18 protein-coding genes and 1 pseudogene are annotated in these 16,389 nt (G+C 62.1%); 6 read left to right on the top strand and 13 right to left on the bottom strand.

The window, feature by feature from the left end; genetic code table 11:
- Positions 1-155 precede the first annotated feature (155 nt).
- Entirely contained in the window at positions 156-1,331 is a 1,176-nt protein-coding gene (hemW, locus tag PYR65_RS20850; protein WP_276119348.1) for a radical SAM family heme chaperone HemW, read from the top strand.
- Positions 1,332-1,334: 3 nt separating this feature from the next.
- On the opposite strand, the gene PYR65_RS20855 is transcribed toward hemW, so the two are convergent.
- Positions 1,335-1,847: a MarR family winged helix-turn-helix transcriptional regulator gene (locus PYR65_RS20855; RefSeq protein WP_276119349.1), complete on the bottom strand. Its 513-nt coding sequence runs from the start codon at positions 1,845-1,847 to the stop codon at positions 1,335-1,337.
- Between the two features lie 57 nt (positions 1,848-1,904).
- Here PYR65_RS20855 and PYR65_RS20860 point away from each other — a divergent pair, with 57 nt between their 5' ends.
- Positions 1,905-2,807 carry an EamA family transporter gene (locus tag PYR65_RS20860; protein ID WP_276119350.1) on the top strand — a complete coding sequence of 301 codons (903 nt, stop codon included), beginning with the start codon at positions 1,905-1,907 and terminating at the stop codon, positions 2,805-2,807.
- Here the strand turns inward: PYR65_RS20860 and PYR65_RS20865 are convergent.
- The 4 genes and pseudogenes from PYR65_RS20865 to ybaK all read right to left on the bottom strand — a co-directional run bounded on the left by PYR65_RS20865 (position 2,797) and on the right by ybaK (position 6,277).
- Positions 2,797-3,579 (bottom strand): pyrroline-5-carboxylate reductase family protein, encoded by a 783-nt coding sequence (locus PYR65_RS20865; RefSeq protein ID WP_276119351.1) that lies wholly within the window; start codon positions 3,577-3,579, stop codon positions 2,797-2,799. The genes PYR65_RS20860 and PYR65_RS20865 overlap by 11 nt on opposite strands.
- Positions 3,576-4,823: an aminopeptidase gene (locus tag PYR65_RS20870; protein WP_276119352.1), complete on the bottom strand. Its 1,248-nt coding sequence runs from the start codon at positions 4,821-4,823 to the stop codon at positions 3,576-3,578. Before PYR65_RS20870 ends, PYR65_RS20865 begins: the two co-directional genes overlap by 4 nt.
- An 86-nt stretch (positions 4,824-4,909) precedes the next feature.
- Positions 4,910-5,794, bottom strand: a complete 885-nt coding sequence (locus PYR65_RS20875; RefSeq protein WP_276121123.1) for an MBL fold metallo-hydrolase — start codon at positions 5,792-5,794, stop codon at positions 4,910-4,912.
- A 10-nt stretch (positions 5,795-5,804) separates the two neighbouring features.
- Positions 5,805-6,277: pseudogene (ybaK, locus tag PYR65_RS20880) on the bottom strand (Cys-tRNA(Pro) deacylase).
- 36 nt (positions 6,278-6,313) lie between these two features.
- On the opposite strand from ybaK, the gene PYR65_RS30485 reads away from it, so the two are divergent.
- On the top strand, positions 6,314-6,520 hold the full coding sequence (locus PYR65_RS30485; protein ID WP_328518493.1) for a hypothetical protein: 207 nt from the start codon (positions 6,314-6,316) through the stop codon (positions 6,518-6,520).
- A gap of 49 nt (positions 6,521-6,569) precedes the next feature.
- Here PYR65_RS30485 and PYR65_RS20890 read toward each other — a convergent pair whose 3' ends face one another.
- From PYR65_RS20890 to PYR65_RS20910, 5 genes are all read right to left on the bottom strand, one after another.
- On the bottom strand, positions 6,570-6,914 hold the full coding sequence (locus PYR65_RS20890; RefSeq protein WP_276119354.1) for an ArsC family reductase: 345 nt from the start codon (positions 6,912-6,914) through the stop codon (positions 6,570-6,572).
- Between the two features lie 63 nt (positions 6,915-6,977).
- Positions 6,978-7,757 carry a phosphonoacetaldehyde hydrolase gene (phnX, locus tag PYR65_RS20895; protein WP_276119355.1) on the bottom strand — a complete coding sequence of 260 codons (780 nt, stop codon included), beginning with the start codon at positions 7,755-7,757 and terminating at the stop codon, positions 6,978-6,980.
- Positions 7,754-8,884, bottom strand: coding sequence for a TIGR03364 family FAD-dependent oxidoreductase (locus PYR65_RS20900; RefSeq protein WP_276119356.1), 1,131 nt, complete (start codon positions 8,882-8,884; stop codon positions 7,754-7,756). The genes phnX and PYR65_RS20900 overlap by 4 nt, the downstream gene beginning before the upstream one ends.
- Before the next feature lie 172 nt (positions 8,885-9,056).
- Positions 9,057-10,115 (bottom strand): M14 family zinc carboxypeptidase, encoded by a 1,059-nt coding sequence (locus PYR65_RS20905; RefSeq protein ID WP_276119357.1) that lies wholly within the window; start codon positions 10,113-10,115, stop codon positions 9,057-9,059.
- A 167-nt stretch (positions 10,116-10,282) separates the two neighbouring features.
- Positions 10,283-10,774, bottom strand: a complete 492-nt coding sequence (locus tag PYR65_RS20910) for a 2'-5' RNA ligase family protein (protein ID WP_276119358.1) — start codon at positions 10,772-10,774, stop codon at positions 10,283-10,285.
- A 375-nt stretch (positions 10,775-11,149) separates the two neighbouring features.
- On the opposite strand from PYR65_RS20910, the gene PYR65_RS20915 reads away from it, so the two are divergent.
- The 3 genes from PYR65_RS20915 to PYR65_RS20925 all read left to right on the top strand — a co-directional run bounded on the left by PYR65_RS20915 (position 11,150) and on the right by PYR65_RS20925 (position 13,520).
- Positions 11,150-11,647, top strand: a complete 498-nt coding sequence (locus PYR65_RS20915; RefSeq protein WP_276119359.1) for a methylated-DNA--[protein]-cysteine S-methyltransferase — start codon at positions 11,150-11,152, stop codon at positions 11,645-11,647.
- Positions 11,648-11,707: 60 nt separating this feature from the next.
- Positions 11,708-12,271, top strand: a complete 564-nt coding sequence (locus tag PYR65_RS20920; RefSeq protein WP_276119360.1) for a methylated-DNA--[protein]-cysteine S-methyltransferase — start codon at positions 11,708-11,710, stop codon at positions 12,269-12,271.
- 145 nt (positions 12,272-12,416) lie between these two features.
- Positions 12,417-13,520 (top strand): agmatine deiminase family protein, encoded by a 1,104-nt coding sequence (locus tag PYR65_RS20925; protein ID WP_276119361.1) that lies wholly within the window; start codon positions 12,417-12,419, stop codon positions 13,518-13,520.
- Positions 13,521-13,583: 63 nt separating this feature from the next.
- Here PYR65_RS20925 and guaA read toward each other — a convergent pair whose 3' ends face one another.
- The 3 genes from guaA to PYR65_RS20940 form a co-directional block, all read right to left on the bottom strand.
- Complete coding sequence (gene guaA / locus PYR65_RS20930; protein WP_060638078.1) at positions 13,584-15,146, bottom strand: glutamine-hydrolyzing GMP synthase; 1,563 nt, start codon at positions 15,144-15,146, stop codon at positions 13,584-13,586.
- A 108-nt stretch (positions 15,147-15,254) separates the two neighbouring features.
- On the bottom strand, positions 15,255-15,893 hold the full coding sequence (locus PYR65_RS20935) for a 5'-methylthioadenosine/S-adenosylhomocysteine nucleosidase (protein WP_276119362.1): 639 nt from the start codon (positions 15,891-15,893) through the stop codon (positions 15,255-15,257).
- The gene (locus PYR65_RS20940) at positions 15,890-16,372 is read right to left on the bottom strand and encodes a PaaI family thioesterase (RefSeq protein WP_276119363.1); all 483 of its coding nucleotides are present in this window, start codon (positions 16,370-16,372) and stop codon (positions 15,890-15,892) included. Before PYR65_RS20940 ends, PYR65_RS20935 begins: the two co-directional genes overlap by 4 nt.
- Positions 16,373-16,389: the final 17 nt, after the last annotated feature.

Here is a 16,389-nt window from a genome sequence, read left to right on the forward strand (position 1 = left end):
ACAGAGGGGGTGACGCAGCTCTCCGATTTCGGACATAGAGAAGATGAAGCAAATCATATAAGGGACGGGAGAGACGCTCAGCGTCTCCGGCCTCTAGACATGCAGACAACACGACCTTAACTCCGCGCCAAAGCGCCTGAAAGACCTGAAACAGAATGGCTACTTTTTCTTCCATCGGCGACAGCAAGGAGCCCGGTTTCGGGGTCTATGTGCATTGGCCATTCTGTGCTGCCAAATGTCCCTATTGCGATTTCAACAGCCATGTGCGGCATCAGCCGGTCGATCAGCCGCGTTTCGTCACGGCCTTTCTCACCGAAATGGCGGCGATGCGGCATATGTCGGGCCCGCGCACCGTCACCAGCATCTTCATGGGCGGCGGCACGCCGTCGCTGATGAACCCTTCGACGGTTGAGGCCATTCTCGACGGCATTGCCAATCTCTGGCATATGCCCGACGGCATCGAAATCACCATGGAGGCCAATCCGTCCAGCGTCGAGGCGACGCGGTTTCGCGGCTATCGCGCCGCCGGCGTCAACCGGGTCTCGCTCGGCGTCCAGGCGCTGAACGACCGCGACCTGAAGTTTCTCGGCCGGCTGCACAATGTCGAGGACGCCCTGAAGGCCATCGGCCTGGCGCGCGATATCTTTCCGCGCATGTCGTTTGACCTGATCTACGCCCGCCCCAACCAGACCGTCGAAGCCTGGGAGCAGGAGCTGAAACAGGCCGTCTCCTATGCCGTCGATCACCTGTCGCTCTACCAGCTGACGATCGAGGAAGGCACGCCCTTCTACGGCCTGCACAAGGCGGGCAAGCTGATCGTTCCGGATGGCGAACATTCCGCCGTGCTCTATGAGGCGACGCAGCAGATCACTGAGGGGTTCGGCATGCCTGCCTATGAGGTGTCCAACCACGCCGCACCGGGCGCCGAAAGCCGCCATAACCTCACCTACTGGCGCTATGGCGACTATGCCGGCATCGGCCCGGGTGCGCATGGCCGGTTGACGCGCGGCCGCAACAAGATTGCCACGGCAACCGAGCGCAAGCCGGAAGACTGGCTGCAGCTGGTTGAGGATCATGGCCATGGCATGGTGGATCAGGAAGTGCTGGGCTACGGCGAACAGGCCGACGAGCTTTTGCTGATGGGCCTGCGGCTCAAGGAAGGCATCGATCTCGTGCGCTGGCAGGACCTGTCCGGCCGCGAACCGGATCCGGACCGTGAACAGTTCCTGATCGAACATGGTTTCATCGAGCGCCTGGGCAATTCGCGCCTGCGCTGCACCCCGGCCGGCATGCTGATCCTCGATGCGGTGGTGGCCGACCTCGCCTGCTAAATTTTACTCGAACGCAGCCAGATATTTCCTGATGATCCGATCCAGCGCCGCCCGTTCATCCGGCTCCAACAGCGCCGTCAGCCGGTGCTGGTTGGCGACATGGGCGGTGACTGTGCGCTCCACCAGCGCAAGCCCTTCCGGCTTCAGCGCGATCAGCACGCTGCGGCGATCCTCCGGATGGGTCAGCCGCTCGACGAGACCGGCCTTTTCCAGCTGATCGATGCGGTTGGTCATCGTTCCCGACGTAATCATCGTGGTTGCCAGGAGGTCGCCCGGCGAGAGCCGGTAAGGCGGACCGGAACGGCGCAGCGCCGCCAGCACGTCGAAGCTCGCCGACGATAATCCGAACTGCGAAAACGTCTTCTCCACCTCGCGGCCGAGATAGGTCGAGAGCCGCGCCAGCCTGCCCAGCAGGCCCATGGGGCCAATATCCAGGTCCGGACGCTCCCGGGTCCATTGTGCCAAAATTCTATCGACGTGATCTTCTGCCATACCTGTTTGGTACGCAGCATTCATCTTGACGTCAAGATAATCGATGCTACATTGATTTATCTTGAAATAGAGATACTTTAAATGAAGATAAAATCCAGTTCCCTCGCGGATATCGGCCTGACCGCGATAGCGCCCGCCATCTGGGGCAGCACCTATGTGGTCACGACCGAATTCCTGCCGCACGGTTATCCCCTCACCGTCGCCATGCTGCGCGCCTTACCTGCCGGCCTTATCCTGCTTCTGATCGTCCGGCAGTTGCCACAGGGCATCTGGTGGGCGCGCAGCTTCATTCTGGGCGCGCTCAATTTCTCGTTCTTCTGGGCGATGCTGTTCATTTCGGCCTATCGCCTGCCGGGCGGGGTCGCGGCAACTGTCGGCGCGATCCAGCCGTTGATCGTCGTCATGCTGGCCCGCCTGTTGATCGGCTCGCCGGTGAGGGCGCAGGCAATCGCCGCCGGTATTGTCGGCATGGCCGGTGTCGGCCTGCTGGTGCTGACGCCCGGAGCGGCACTCGATCCGATCGGCATTGCCGCAGGGCTCGCAGGTGCAGTCTCCATGGCGTTCGGCACGGTGCTGACGCGCCGCTGGGCACCGCCCGTCTCGAGCCTCACCTTCACCGCCTGGCAGCTGACCGCCGGCGGCCTGTTGCTGTTGCCGGTGGCGCTTTTGTTTGAGCCAGCTCTGCCGGTGCCGACCATGGCCAATGTGCTGGGCATGGCCTGGCTCGGCCTGATCGGCGCCGCCTTCACCTATCTTTTGTGGTTTCGCGGCCTGTCCAGACTTGACCCTGCAGCCGTCGCCTCGCTCGGCTTTCTCAGCCCGCTGGTGGCAACCCTGCTCGGCTGGGGCGTGTTGAACCAGAACCTGACGCCGCTGCAGATCGCCGGCATGGCCGCAGTGCTCACGAGCGTGTGGCTCGGCCAGCGGGCGCAGATGGCACCGCGCGCCGCAGCAACGGTCCCGGCGAAAACCGTTAGCCTTTAGCGGCCTTCTCCGCCGCAGCCGCTAGCCCCTTGCAGATCGGCCCGGCAATATCGGCCGAGAGCATCGCCGTCAGGCCGGCGGCGGTGGTTCCGCCATAATCGGTGAAGATCCGCACCGTATCCGCCGGTGTCTCCGGCGCATCGGCCATCCACGCTCCGGCGCCCAGAAAGAGCTGGCGAACGGCGATGTCGGCATTATCGGGCGCAACGCCATGGGCGATGGCGTCACGGACCATGACATCGGCAAAGGCGGCGATGAAAGCCGGGCCGGAGCCGGTCAGGGCCGTGAAATAATCAAGCTCGCTTTCCGTCGAAAGCTTCGCCGTCTTTCCGGAGCAGGCAAAGAAGCCGTCCGCAAAATCCGCGTCTGCGGCCGTTGTTTCGTCCGTTGCATGCCAGGGGGTGAAGGACAGCCCCTGCTCAGCACAGGCATTCGGCATGGCGCGGATGATGCGGCCGCTTTTGAAGCGCTTTCGAAGCGCCGCCGCAGGCAGCCGGGCCATGACGGACATCACCAGCTTGCCGGAAAGATCGAGTTCCAGCGCATCAATATCCTCCGGCCGCACCGACAGAATGACGATATCCGACTGCGCCGCCAGCGAACGGTTGTCGGTGGTGAACCGGATATGCGGCCAGGCCTCGAACCCTGCCGTCCTGCCGCTGCGCGACGACAGGATGAGATCTGTGGGGGCGATGAAGCCCCTGGCAAGGGCCGGGCGAAGCAGAGCGCCGCCTAGCCAGCCTGTGCCGCCGATGACGCCGAGCGTGGTCAAGCCCACTCGCCCTTGCGCATGACGGGAACCTTGGCGCCATCGGGACGCACACCATCGATATCGACCTCGCCGGAACCGATCATCCAGTCGATATGGATCAGGCTGGAATTGCCGCCCTGCGCCGTGATCTGCTCCTGCGTCAGCGAGGCGCCGTCGAGGAAGCATTTCGAATAGCATTGCCCAAGCGCGATATGGCAGGAGGCATTCTCGTCAAACAGCGTGTTGTAAAACAGGACGCCGCTGGCCGAGATCGGCGAGGAATGCGGCACCAGCGCCACTTCGCCGAGACGCCGTGCGCCCTCGTCCGTATCCAGCACCTTGTTCAGCACTTCCTCACCCTTCGAGGCCTTGGCCTCGACGATACGGCCGGCCTCGAAACGAACCTGGATATTGTCGATCAGCGTGCCCTGATGCGACAGCGGCTTGGTGCTCGACACATGGCCTTCGACGCGCAGCGCATGCGGCGTGGTGAAGACCTCCTCGGTCGGAATGTTGGGATTGCAGGTGATGCCGTTCTTTGCGGTCGATGCACCGCCGTGCCATTCATGGCCATCGGCCAGCCCGACGGTCAGGTCCGTGCCCGGTCCTGTGAAATGCAGCGCCGAGAAGCGTTCGCCGTTCAGCCATGCGGAACGCTTGGCAAGATTGGCATTATGCTCGGCCCAGGCGGCAATGGGGTCGGCGACATCGACGCGGGAGGCGGCAAAGATGGCATTGGCCAGCTTTTCGACGGCAACCTGCTCGGCATCATCCGGAAACATCTGCCGCGCCCAGGCGGCGTTCGGATAGGAAATGATGTTCCAGTTGATGTCGAAATTGGAGATCTTCTCCAGCGCCGGCTTGTAGGCCATCGACATCGCCTTGTTGGCGCGGGCCACCTTGGCCGGGTCCTGCGCTGCCAGCATCATCGGGTTGTCGCCGGATATGGCAAGGCGGGCGGTATTGCCGGCAAAGGCCTTGGCCATGCCGTCGTAAAGCCAGCCGCTGGCCTTGTCGAAGCTCTCGTCGGGGGCGTGGGCGTAGCGGGCGAGCGTCGTTTCCTCATCGGAATAGAACGTCGTCACCAGACCGGCCCCGGCAATATAGGCGTGTTTGGTGATCAGCCGCACCAGCGGCAGGGCGGCGATCGGCGCCGTGATCAGGAGATCCTGGCCGCGCTCGAGCCGCAAACCCACCTTGATGGCGACTTCGGCGAGCTTGTCCAGTTTGACGGGATCGACGGCTTGGTGCGTGGAAGAGGTCATGGGAGTGCCTGTCTGCTGAATTTACATCAGGGTTAGACTTAGAGCGCTTTGCGGCGAATTTGAAGGTGCATTTGCGCTGGCAGGTCTCATCGCATGGCGGCCGTCACGGCCGCGATATTGCTGTGATGAACCGTTTCATAGGGCTCGAAATAGACGAGAGCGCCCGACGCGATATCGGCGGCGGCGAAATCCGTCAGGGGCGGGATCACGGTTTCGCCCTGCGCAATTGCGGCGGACAGGCGCTCCAGATAATTCCGGTTCGCGTCGATCAGCGCCGGCGCATATCCACCTTCGGCAATCCGGGCCTTGTCACCGTGGCTCGGAAGGATTTTTTTGATCGGCCATTCCCGCATGCGCCGCAGCTCGGCGATATGCGTGCTGATCTGGCCGGGCTCGGCAATGTAAGTGACGGTATCTTCCAGCGTGTCCCCGGCGAGCAGCACTTTTTCGTCGGGTAACCAGATGACGTTGCCGTCCGAGCTGTGAACCGCGAAATGATGCAGTTCGATGCGGCGGCGGCCGACAAAGAGTTCCAGTGTTTCCTCAAACAGCCGCGTCGGCATGACCAGCGGCGCAATCGGCGGGTTGGCCGCTTCAATCCTGCTGCGGTTCTCCTCCAGCTTCTGCGCCGTCAAAGCAAGGGCGATAATCTCGCAGTCGGCAAAGACGGCATTCCCGGCAATATGGTCCTTGTGCCAGTGGCTGAGCACGACGCGGATTGTGCGGACGCCGAGGCTTTCGAGATGTGCGCGGATCGCGCGCGCGTGTTCCAGCGAGATATGGGTATCGTAAACCACAGCTTCAGCGCCATCGACGATGGCATAGGAGGCCACACCCAGCGAGTAGGCGCCGTCGTCCAGCCAGTTCGGCCCTTCGGCATGCAGCCGCTTGCCTCTCACGCGCCCGTCATAATAGGCGAAGATGCCGGGATAGGGTTCAAGGATCGAAAGCGTCGCGGTCATCTCGGACATCATGGATCTCTCAGGCAATCAAGGACGCGGCAACGGAATTCAGCGCCTTGCGGGCATCGTCGGGGGCCAATCGCACTTGCAGGCCGCGCTGGCCGCCATTGATATAGACCAGCGGCTCGGCAAATGCCTGTTCCTCGATCGCCGTCGGCACCTGTTTCCTCTGCCCGAACGGGCTGATACCGCCGACATGATAGCCGGTCAGCCGCTCGGCCTCGGCCGGTTTCATCATCTGGGCCGATTTTCCCTGAAACGCCGCCGCCAGCTTCTTCATGCTCACTTTGCGGTCGGACGGAACCACCACGCAGACCGGCCTGCCATCGACCTCCGCCATCAGCGTCTTCAACACACGGCGCGGCTCCTCCCCGGCGCCTCGGCCGCCGCCATGCCGATCCGGTCGGCAGAGGGATCGTAATCATAGGTATGAACGGTAAAGGCGGCCGCAGCTTTTGTCAGCGCAAGCGTTGCACGGGTGCTCTTCGACATGGTTTTCCGCCGGTTACAACAAGGAGAATGTCAGCGTTGGTGGTCGCGATCAAGCCGATCCAGGAGTTCCAGGCCTCGCTCCCTGTTCCCACGCTCTGCCCTCAACCGGAATCGCGTCTCAGAATCGAATTCGGCTATCGCCTTGGTGGAAAACTCTTCGAAGAGCTTGTTAAGACTCGTGCCGCGCGCAGACGCCAGAGCCTTCAAACGCTCATGCTGATCATTCGGCAGCCTTATCGTTAATGTGCTCATCTCAAAACTCCGCCATCAGAATTCGAATCGAAATCTGCTTTCAAAACAACGCCGTATAAATCTCCGGCTTGAAGCCAGCCGTCAGTTTCCCGTCATGATCCAATATCGGCCGTTTGATCATCGAGGTCTGGGCGAGCATCAGGGCGATGGCCTTGTCTTCGTTGAGATCCTGTTTCTCAGCATCACCAAGCGCGCGGAATGTCGTGCCGGAGCGGTTCAGAACCGTCTCCCAGCCGAGCGCTGCCGTCCAGCGCTGCAGCGTATGGCGGGCAATGCCGGATGCTTTGTAGTCATGGAAATCATAGGCGATCCCCTGGCCTTCCAGCCAGGTCCGCGCCTTCTTCATCGTGTCGCAATTCTTGATGCCGTAGATGGTCACGCTCATGCTCAATCCCTTTTGCCGGTATGCGGGATAGCATGAAGATATCTTGCTGAGAATGCCGGAAGATCAGCGCTCCAGCATGTCGATCAGTTGCGGCAGTCCGGCCACGGTTTCGATGACGTGATCGGCACCGGCGGCCTTGAGCTTGGCGCCGACCTTTTCATGCAGGGCCGAACGTTCATTGGGCGACAGCGCGTCAAGCTCCGCCACGGTCAGGCCTGCCTCGTTGCCCGAGAGCGTCAGCCCCACCGTGATGCAGCCGGCGGCCACGCCCTCGGCAATGCCCGGCTCGGTGTCATCGACCTTGATCACGGCGCCGGCCGGATAGACCATCAGGTCGAGGAAGCACTTGTACATGCCGATCGGCGTCGGGCGCCCGAGCGGCAGATCATCGGCACAAATCAGGTTTTCCGGCGCAAAGCCCTGCTCGGCCGCCAGCGGCAGCACCCGCTCCATGATCGAACGCGTATAGCCGGTCGTCGAGCCGATCCGCATGCCCTTGGCGCGCAGATAGGCGACCGTTTCGAGCGTGCCGGGCACCAGCGTGCAATAGTCGCTGACCACCTCTTCGTTGAGCGGCACGAAGAGGTCATAGACCTTGTCGATGGCGCCTTCATCGGGTGCTGCCCCTTGCGCGGATGCCCAGCGCGCCGAAATATGCGGCTCGGCCAGCATGGCGCTGATATGCGCGCGCTTGGGCAGCCCCATCGGCTTGCGCGCGTCTTCGATGGTCACATGCACGCCGAATTTGCCAAAGGTTTCCACAAAGGCGCCCATCGGGGCGAAGGACCCGAAGTCGATGACGGTGCCGGCCCAATCGAAAATCACGGCCTTGAACTTGCTCATGCGGCACTCCCATAGAGTTCGTTGATGGTTTCCTCGCCGATCCCGAACGCCGTCGAGGCGCCGCATCCGGCGGTAACGACGACAATGCGCACATTGTCGGACGGCCTGTCGGTAAAACGCCAGCGATCCGGCGCCGAGGCATAGGTGCCCAGCCAGCGCTCGGCAATCACCCGTCCCGGCAGATCAAGCACCCGGTCGAATTCGCCAAGGATGAGATCATCGACCGCATCCGAGGCAAACGGATCAGGGGTTTTGGCATAGTGATGGCTATCGCCGACCACCAGCGAGCCATCGGCCGACTGGGTGACGATCAGATGAATGCCATTGCCGCGTTCCGCCTGCAAATCGGCATCCAGGCGCTGTTTCAGCGGCGCGGCCTCGGGCAAGCCGGCATAGCCGAGATAGCGGCCAAGCCCGAGATCGGACATGACGGCCGTGTTGAACCGGACCGGCTGTTGCGGCCGCAGCCTCAGCATCTGCAGCTTGCAGCGGGTGACATTGTAGGCCGCGATGCGCTCGGCAAAAAGCCCGGTGAAATCGTCGCCCGGGCAAACGATCGCGGTTTCGGCCTCGATGACACCATCCGCCGTTTCCACGCGCGGCGGTTCGACTGCAGTGACGGTGGTGTTGCGCAGAAAGGTAACGCCGAGCTGCTCTTCCAGAAACCGGGCGAGCAGCGGGATCGCCGTGCGGGATTCGACGCGGATTTCGTGCGGGCTGTAGAGCGAGACGCGGGCGGCGTCGGTGCGCAGGCAGGCGACATGCGCCTGCGCCTGGCGCGCCGTCAGCCTTTCGCAGCCATCGGCCATCTCGGTGCGCAGGAAAGCATCGATCACCGCTTCGGATTCGTCGAACCGGGAGGCGAGCACCATGCCGCGCTGAACGATGGCGATGCCGGCTTTTTCCGCCACCTCTGCCCAGATATCCTGCGACTGCCGCGCCATGGTCCAGCAATCGCCGGCCTCCTGGCCCGTGACGGTGACGAAACCGAAATTGCGCACCGAAGCGCCATTGGCCTGCGCATCGCGGTCGATGACAACGACGCGCTTGCCGCGCTTGGCCGCCGCATGCGCGTGCGCCAGGCCGACGATACCGGCACCGGCAATGGCGAGATCATAGATGGGCATGCGCGCTCTCCTGCGTGCCACAGTGGACCAGGTCCGGGTTGGCTCGCGGCTAAAGAACGCAATTCCATAAAGGGATTATGACAACCGCCAGCAAGGCGGCGATTGTCCACGTTATTCATCTCAGGCCGGGCACGTCACACCGGGAGGCACAGCGCCGCCAGAAGACCGCCGCTCAGGCTTCGAGCGCGCCGGGCTTGCGCACCGCCTTGGTGGGCTCGTCGCAGGCGATCTTCATCAGGTTGTCGCGGCGGCGGGCAAAGCGTTGCGAGGTGCGCGTGGCGACCAGCCCTGCCTGCGGCGCATGGATATCGATCGCGCCACCCTCCATGCCCGGTGCGGTGATGATCGTCGCCAGCAGATCACCGGCAGCGACGGTATCGCCGATGTCGCGATGAAACAGCACGGCGCCGGCCTGCGGCGCGCGGATCATCTCGATATTGTCGAGCGGCGTTACCTTGCCGCGATAGGGCTCGATCGTTGCGGCCGCGCCGCCCACCGCGCCGCGCACCACCAGAAAGCGCCAGAGCCCTTCGGCATCCTTGCGGGCCATGTCCGGATAGACATCGCGCGTGCCACGAAGCTCGACGGTGACGGCCAGCCGGCCCGGCAGCCGCTTGGCCTTTTCGGCCGTTTCATGCTTCCAGGCATAGCCGACCGATTCCTCAAACGCGCTGCTTTCGCCATCGGCGAGAAACACGGCTTCCATGTCGAGCGCCGATGCCAGATCGGCGGCTTCCGGCCAGAAGGCCTCATCGACATAGGTATATTGCACGGATTCATCATCGCAATGCAGGTCGAGCATCAGATCGGCACTGAGCGCCATATGCAGCAACTGCCGCTTCAGCTGTTCCACCACCGGATAACGCTCGAGATCGTCGATCAGCGTTTCGCGCTCGGACAGCCCGATCAGCGGAAATTCGCGGTTGAAATTGGTGCGCGAGCCCAGATCGAACCGGCCCTGCAATTCGCCGAAATGCGATTGCGCCGTGCCGATCGGATTGGCCTGCGGAACGATGGTGATATCGCTGAAAATTTTCCCATCGGCATCGGCCTGCCGCAGCTTTTCGCATAGAAAATGCAGGAGAGCCGTGCCCGGAAGCTCATTGGCATGCAACGCTGCCTGGATATAGATTTTCGGCGCCTTGGCGTCGCTGCCCTTGAACCGGATGACCGGCAGCCGCCATTCGACACCCGGCGTATCGCCCTTGATGACGATTTCAGAAATATCCATGACCATCCTCCCTTTTATCGTTTCAAGGGCTTATGCGGCTTGCTGCAGGCGGGCGCAAGATGCCAAAATTTGCGGCTTGCTTTGTGCTGTGGATCGGCCCCGGCACACAGAAACAGACGCAACCGGCGCGCGGTGTCCGCACGCCGGTTGCTCCGGGCCCGATCCCGTCAATCCAGCAATGGCCAGCGATCGAGATATTCATATTCGCTATTGCCGATGACGCTGCGGATCAGCACGAATTCCCGCGCAATCCAGCGGACGGGTTCTGCAAGCAAGTGCTCGGGCACCGGCACGTCGTCATAGAGAACCGTCATGTGCGGCATGAAACGCGGATTGTAGGTGAAATTCAGGCCGACACCCCACATTTCCTTGGCAAGCTGCACATGCAGATCCATCATCTCTTCGCTGCGGATCGCATTGGCAAGGATGACAGCCCTGGCATTGGTGACGGACATGGCGCGATCGAAATTGACCTCGAAAGGGGCTGCCTTGACGGTGGCCATGGCTGCGGAGACGGCGAAGACGATATCATCGGGGAAATCCGGATATGTGCCGATGGCATTCAGCGAGACATGCATGCGCTCATACGGGCGTGGACTTTTCGACAGGCCGTAGCGCCGCGCAATCTCCCTGCCGGTCTCGACAGCTTGCAAAGCCACCTCCCGCTCCGGCACGAGGGCCAGGAACAGATTGCTCTTTCCATGATCATCAGCATATTTCTGCTGGGGCTGGACCGGCACCGTGCTGCCCGCCCGACCGCGTAAAAATGACTGCTGTTCAATGCGCAAAACCTCGGCTTTTCCAAGCATGGCAGACCTCATCTCTTTCTGGATGCCACCAGTATATTCGAGTCGGATATTTGATCAAGAACAAAACATGAACATTGTGAATTTATTCCCACGATCGTGAAATGGATGGGTTGGACGTTGCGTCAAATCGAGCCTGCCCCAGCCAAGCGGATACGGCGTTCGATCCACCCCTTCCGACGCAAGAATCGGGTGGCGGGATCGGTAAAACTGAGCGAAACTCGAACCATGATCACTGTTTCCAAAATCATCGCCTCGCCGGTCGGGGCACTGGAGCTGGTTACCCGCGGCGACGGGCTGGCTGCCATTTTGTGGGAGAACGACGCGCCCAACCGCGTCAGGCTTGGCGAACGCGTGGAAAGCGCCAACCATCCGATCCTGCTCGAAACCGAACGGCAGCTGGCGGAATATTTTGCGGGCGAGCGCACGGAATTCAGCATCCGGCTGGATCTCACCGGTACCGCATTCCAGAAGGCGGTCTGGCAGGCGCTGTTGACGATCCCGTTTGGCGAAACCCGGACCTATGCCGCCATTGCCCGGCAGATCGGGCACCCCAAAGCCTATCGCGCGATGGGGGCGGCAAACGGCAGAAACCCGGTATCGATCATCGTCCCCTGCCACCGCGCGATCGGATCGGACGGGCAGTTGCACGGTTTTGCCGGCGGGCTGGAGGCCAAGCGATATCTGCTGGCACTGGAACGCAAGCGCATGAGCGTGGCAGCGTGACAAACAGAGGCGTATTTTGACCCCACGCATTGGCGCGGGAGTTGGACAAGGAACGGACCGATGGCTGAGAAAGCACAGACCTATCATGTTTTTGAGACTGCCGGCGGCTATTGCGGCATTGCCTGGAACGCGATCGGCATCACCCGGTTCCAGCTGCCGGCACGCAGCGCCGAGGCCACGGAACGCAACATTCTGCGCCGCGTGCCGGACGCTGAACGCGGGGACCCCACCCCGGCGATCCGCGAGGTCATCGCTGCGGTGCAACGCTATTTTGACGGCGAGATTATCGATTTCTCCAGCGTTGCCCTCGACCTTGACGACCAGGACGACTTTTTCCGGCAGATCTACCAGGCGCTGCGCGCCATCGGCTGGGGCCGTACGACGACCTATGGCACGCTGGCCAAGGCGCTCGGCGCCGGACCGCAGGCCGCCCGCGATGTCGGCCAGGCCATGGCGAAGAACCCGGTGCCGCTGATCATTCCCTGCCACCGCGTGCTGGCCGCCGGCGGCAAGGTCGGCGGCTTTTCCGCCCCCGGTGGCGCGACTGCCAAGGTTCATATGCTAGAACTGGAAGGCGTACATGTCGGCACACCGGAACCGGCGCAGCAGTCGCTGCTCTTGTGAACAAACGGCTTTGACACCTGAACAGCCGTTTCGCAGCCGGTGTGCACGCAGCCGCTTTTGCCATTGCTTGACGCGTTTGAAATTCCGTGCCCGGTCCGCTCACCGGTGATACATCGCAGTGACCCAGTCAGAAATGGAGCCCTTGATGATGACGCGGCGAAAATTGTTGACGCGGGGACTGCTGGGCGGCGCTCTGGCAACCGGCGCATTGGCGCATGATGTCAACACGGCCGCCGCCGCGCCTGACGGCACATGGCTGATGCCGGATGAAGGAGCAGCGCATGCGGCAACGTGGATGGCCTTCGGTCCGGGCGTGGATATCTGGGGCCGAAAGCTGCTTCCCGTTGCCAGAGAAAACCTGGCCAGCATCGCCAAGGCGATTGCAGCGCACGAACCGGTGAAGATGCTGGTGCGCGCGGAGGAATACGATATCGCGGCGCGCCTGTGCGGCTCCTCGGTGACGCTCGTGGTACAGCCCATCGACGATCTGTGGATGCGCGATACAGGGCCGGTCTTCGTGAAAAATCAGGCCGCGCAGTCCGGCGCGGTCAGCTTTAATTTCAATGGCTGGGGCGGAAAGCAGGCGCACGCTGATGATGCCGAAGTTGCAGGCTTCATCTCCCAAACGGTTAACTCGGAGTTTATCGAGACCAATCTGGTGCTGGAAGGCGGCGGTATCGAGGTGGATGGTGAAGGAACCGCCATCATCACCGAAAGCTGCGTGCTCAACGCCAATCGCAATCCGGGCGTCAGCAAGGCGCAATGCGAACAGGAACTCTCGCGCCTGCTGGGGGTGCGAAAAGTCATCTGGCTGCCGGGCATTGCCGGTATGGACATCACCGATGGTCACACCGATTTCTATGCGCGGTTTGCGACCCCCGGCGTGGTCGTTGCCGGACTGGATCTGGACCCGCAATCCTATGACCACGCCGTCACCCAGCGCCACCTCGACATCCTGCGGCAATCCACCGACGTCAAAGGACATAAGCTGGATGTGGTGGTCATGCCGGGGCCGTCAACCATACGCAAGGCCTATGAGAATGCGGATTTCGCAGCCGGCTATATCAATTTTTATGTTTGCAACGGCGCCGTCATCGCCCCGGAGTTCGGCGACCGGAAAGCCGATAACAATGCCCGCGACGCCTTACGGGATCTGTTTCCAGGGCGTGACATCATCCAGTTGAACATTGACGGCATCGCCGCCGGTGGCGGTGGAATTCACTGCACGACGCAGCAGCAGCCCGCTTGAAACCAACTGGATCGGGAACATAACGCTGGCCGCGACATGCGCGGCCAGATTTCCGCTATTGCCTCATTCCCACTCGATGGTTCCCGGCGGCTTTGACGTCACGTCGTAGACGACGCGGTTGATGCCGCGGACTTCGTTGATGATACGGGTGGCGGCGCGGCCGAGGAAGTCCATGTCGTAGTGGTAGAAATCCGCCGTCATGCCATCGACGGAGGTGACGGCGCGCAGGGCGCAGACGAATTCGTAGGTGCGGCCATCGCCCATCACGCCGACGGTCTGCACCGGCAAAAGCACGGCAAACGCCTGCCAGATGGCATCGTAGAGGCCCGCTTTACGGATTTCGTCGAGATAGACGGCATCGGCTTCGCGCAGGATCTCCAGCTTTTCGCGGGTGATGCCGCCCGGGCAGCGGATGGCAAGGCCCGGACCCGGGAACGGGTGGCGGCCGATGAAGCTGTCGGGAAGACCCAGTTCCTTGCCGAGGATGCGCACTTCGTCCTTGAACAGTTCGCGCAAGGGCTCGACCAGCTGCATGTTCATGCGGGCCGGAAGTCCACCGACATTGTGGTGCGACTTGATGGTGACAGACGGGCCGCCGGTGAAGGACACGCTTTCGATCACATCCGGATAGAGCGTGCCCTGGGCGAGGAAATCGGCGCCGCCGAGCTTCTTGGCTTCGGCTTCGAAGACGTCGATGAACAGGCGGCCGATGGTCTTGCGCTTGGTTTCCGGATCGCTCTCGCCTTCCAGCGCATTGATGAACATGTCGGACGCATCGACATGAACAAGATGCAGGTTGTAGTGCTCCTTGAACATGGCGACCACATCGGCCGCCTCGTTCTTGCGCATCAGGCCGTGATCGACAAGGATGCAGGTCAGCTGGTCGCCGACCGCCTCGTGGATCAAAAGTGCGGCAACGGAACTGTCGACGCCACCGGAGAGGCCGCAGATGACGCGCTTGTCGCCGACCTGTTCGCGGATATTGGCAACGGCCTTGTCGCGATAGGCGGCCATCGACCAGTCGCCCTTCAGACCGGCGATCTTGTGGACGAAATTGGCAAGCAGCTTGGCGCCATCAGGGGTGTGTACGACTTCCGGATGGAACTGCACGGCATAGAATTTCTTGGCTTCATTGGCGATGAAGGCGAACGGCGCGTTCGGCGATGTGGCGACGACTTCGAAGCCATCCGGGATCGCGGTGACGCGGTCGCCATGGCTCATCCAGACCTGGTGGCGGGAGCCGACGGTCCAGATGCCGTCGAAAATCGCGCAGTCCTTGTCGATCTCGATGAAGGCGCGGCCGAATTCGCGGTGATGGCCGGCTTCAACCTTGCCGCCCAACTGTTCGCACATGGTCTGCTGGCCGTAGCAGATGCCGAGCACCGGCAGGCCGCTGTCGAACACGACCTGTGGCGCCCTCGGCGAGCCGATGTCGAGCGTCGAGGCCGGGCTGCCGGACAGGATGATCGCCTTCGGATTGAGGCGCTTGAAGCCCTCTTCCGCCGATTGGAAGGGCACGATCTCGCAATAGACGCCGGTCTCGCGCACGCGCCGTGCGATCAGCTGGGTGACCTGGCTGCCGAAATCGATGATGAGAACGGTATCGGGATGGACTGTCGCTGTCATAACGCGCTTCCGTGGCTTGGCTTATGTGATGGGGAACTAAGGCCGAGCCTTTAATTAAAGGTGGCTCCAAGCGCAATGATTACATTGCACCCGGACAATTTTGCGGCCTCAAACCGTGATTTCGCCGGTTTTGACGGCTGTTTCCAGGGCATCGACGGCGCTTGCCAGCTTCTCGTCGATCACGTGCAGATATTCTGTCCAGTCGCCGATATGCTTGAGCTCGGCCTTGCCATCGGAAATGCCGCGCAGGCCGATCAGCGGAATGCGGAAGGACTGGCAGGCGCGAAGGACGGCGAAGGTTTCCATTTCCACCATGTCGGCGGCGATGCCGTCATAGGCGGCGCCCGAAACGATATTGGCGCCGGTCGAAAGGCTTGCGGTCTTCACGCCGGGAATGCGCAAGGGCAGATCGACAGTGACGGGCAGGTCGAGAAACGGCGTCGCGCCCTTTTCAAAGCCGAGCGGCGAGGCATCCATGTCGCGATAGGCAACCGATGTGGCCTGATAGACCTCGGCCTGTTCCAGCCGGGCGGAGCCCGCAGAGCCGAGCGAGACGACAAGGCCGGGCGGGCTGCCACGGCCGCCGAGCTCAGCAAGCGTGCGGGTCAAGGTCACCGCCGCTTCGACCGGGCCGACGCCGGTCATCAGCGGCGAAATGCGCTCGCGCAGATGCACGCCATATTCGGCATCGACGGCCATGACGTAGAGGATCGTCCGGCCCGCGATCGTCTTCAGTTCATATGTCATCCTTCGATCCCCTCGCGCCCGCGGATCACCATCATCGTTGCGGTCATCGAGGCGATCAGCTTGGCCGGTCCGTCCGGCGAAATCGCGTAGCCGCGGCCATCCGAGACGATGATCGTCGTGCCGGGCTTGGTGACTTCGCCGCGAAACAGAAAACGCTCGCCCCGGCCTGGTGACATCAGGTTGACCTTGAATTCGATGGTGAGGATGGACGCATCGGGATCGATCACCGAATAGGCAGCGTAGGTGCCGGCGGCATCGAGCGCCGCCGAAATGATCCCCGCATGCAGAAATCCGTGCTGCTGCGTCAGCTTCTCATCGAACGGCAGCTCGATCTCCACCGAGCCCTGCTCCACCCGCGTCAATTCTGCGCCGATCGTGGCCATGGCGGCCTGCCGGCCGAAGCTGTTGCGGATGCGCTCGCGAAATTCCACCGTGTGCTCTCTATTGTCTGCCGGTCGCCGTTGCGCAGACAGTCGCATGGCGCAAAAACAAGGAC

Origin of the sequence: Pararhizobium qamdonense (genome assembly GCF_029277445.1) — a bacterium.
GTDB lineage: Bacteria > Pseudomonadota > Alphaproteobacteria > Rhizobiales > Rhizobiaceae > Pararhizobium > Pararhizobium qamdonense.

Bases quoted from the DNA above. Each gene is read 5' to 3' on its own strand.
- hemW (WP_276119348.1), top strand. From the start codon at position 156: ATGGCTACTTTTTCTTCCATCGGCGACAGCAAGGAGCCCGGTTTCGGG.
- PYR65_RS20855 (WP_276119349.1), bottom strand. From the start codon at position 1,847: ATGAATGCTGCGTACCAAACAGGTATGGCAGAAGATCACGTCGATAGA.
- PYR65_RS20860 (WP_276119350.1), top strand. From the start codon at position 1,905: ATGAAGATAAAATCCAGTTCCCTCGCGGATATCGGCCTGACCGCGATA.
- PYR65_RS20870 (WP_276119352.1), bottom strand. From the start codon at position 4,823: ATGACCTCTTCCACGCACCAAGCCGTCGATCCCGTCAAACTGGACAAG.
- PYR65_RS20875 (WP_276121123.1), bottom strand. From the start codon at position 5,794: ATGTCCGAGATGACCGCGACGCTTTCGATCCTTGAACCCTATCCCGGC.
- PYR65_RS20890 (WP_276119354.1), bottom strand. From the start codon at position 6,914: ATGAGCGTGACCATCTACGGCATCAAGAATTGCGACACGATGAAGAAG.
- phnX (WP_276119355.1), bottom strand. From the start codon at position 7,757: ATGAGCAAGTTCAAGGCCGTGATTTTCGATTGGGCCGGCACCGTCATC.
- PYR65_RS20900 (WP_276119356.1), bottom strand. From the start codon at position 8,884: ATGCCCATCTATGATCTCGCCATTGCCGGTGCCGGTATCGTCGGCCTG.
- PYR65_RS20905 (WP_276119357.1), bottom strand. From the start codon at position 10,115: ATGGATATTTCTGAAATCGTCATCAAGGGCGATACGCCGGGTGTCGAA.
- PYR65_RS20915 (WP_276119359.1), top strand. From the start codon at position 11,150: ATGATCACTGTTTCCAAAATCATCGCCTCGCCGGTCGGGGCACTGGAG.
- PYR65_RS20920 (WP_276119360.1), top strand. From the start codon at position 11,708: ATGGCTGAGAAAGCACAGACCTATCATGTTTTTGAGACTGCCGGCGGC.
- PYR65_RS20925 (WP_276119361.1), top strand. From the start codon at position 12,417: ATGATGACGCGGCGAAAATTGTTGACGCGGGGACTGCTGGGCGGCGCT.
- guaA (WP_060638078.1), bottom strand. From the start codon at position 15,146: ATGACAGCGACAGTCCATCCCGATACCGTTCTCATCATCGATTTCGGC.
- PYR65_RS20935 (WP_276119362.1), bottom strand. From the start codon at position 15,893: ATGACATATGAACTGAAGACGATCGCGGGCCGGACGATCCTCTACGTC.
- PYR65_RS20940 (WP_276119363.1), bottom strand. From the start codon at position 16,372: ATGCGACTGTCTGCGCAACGGCGACCGGCAGACAATAGAGAGCACACG.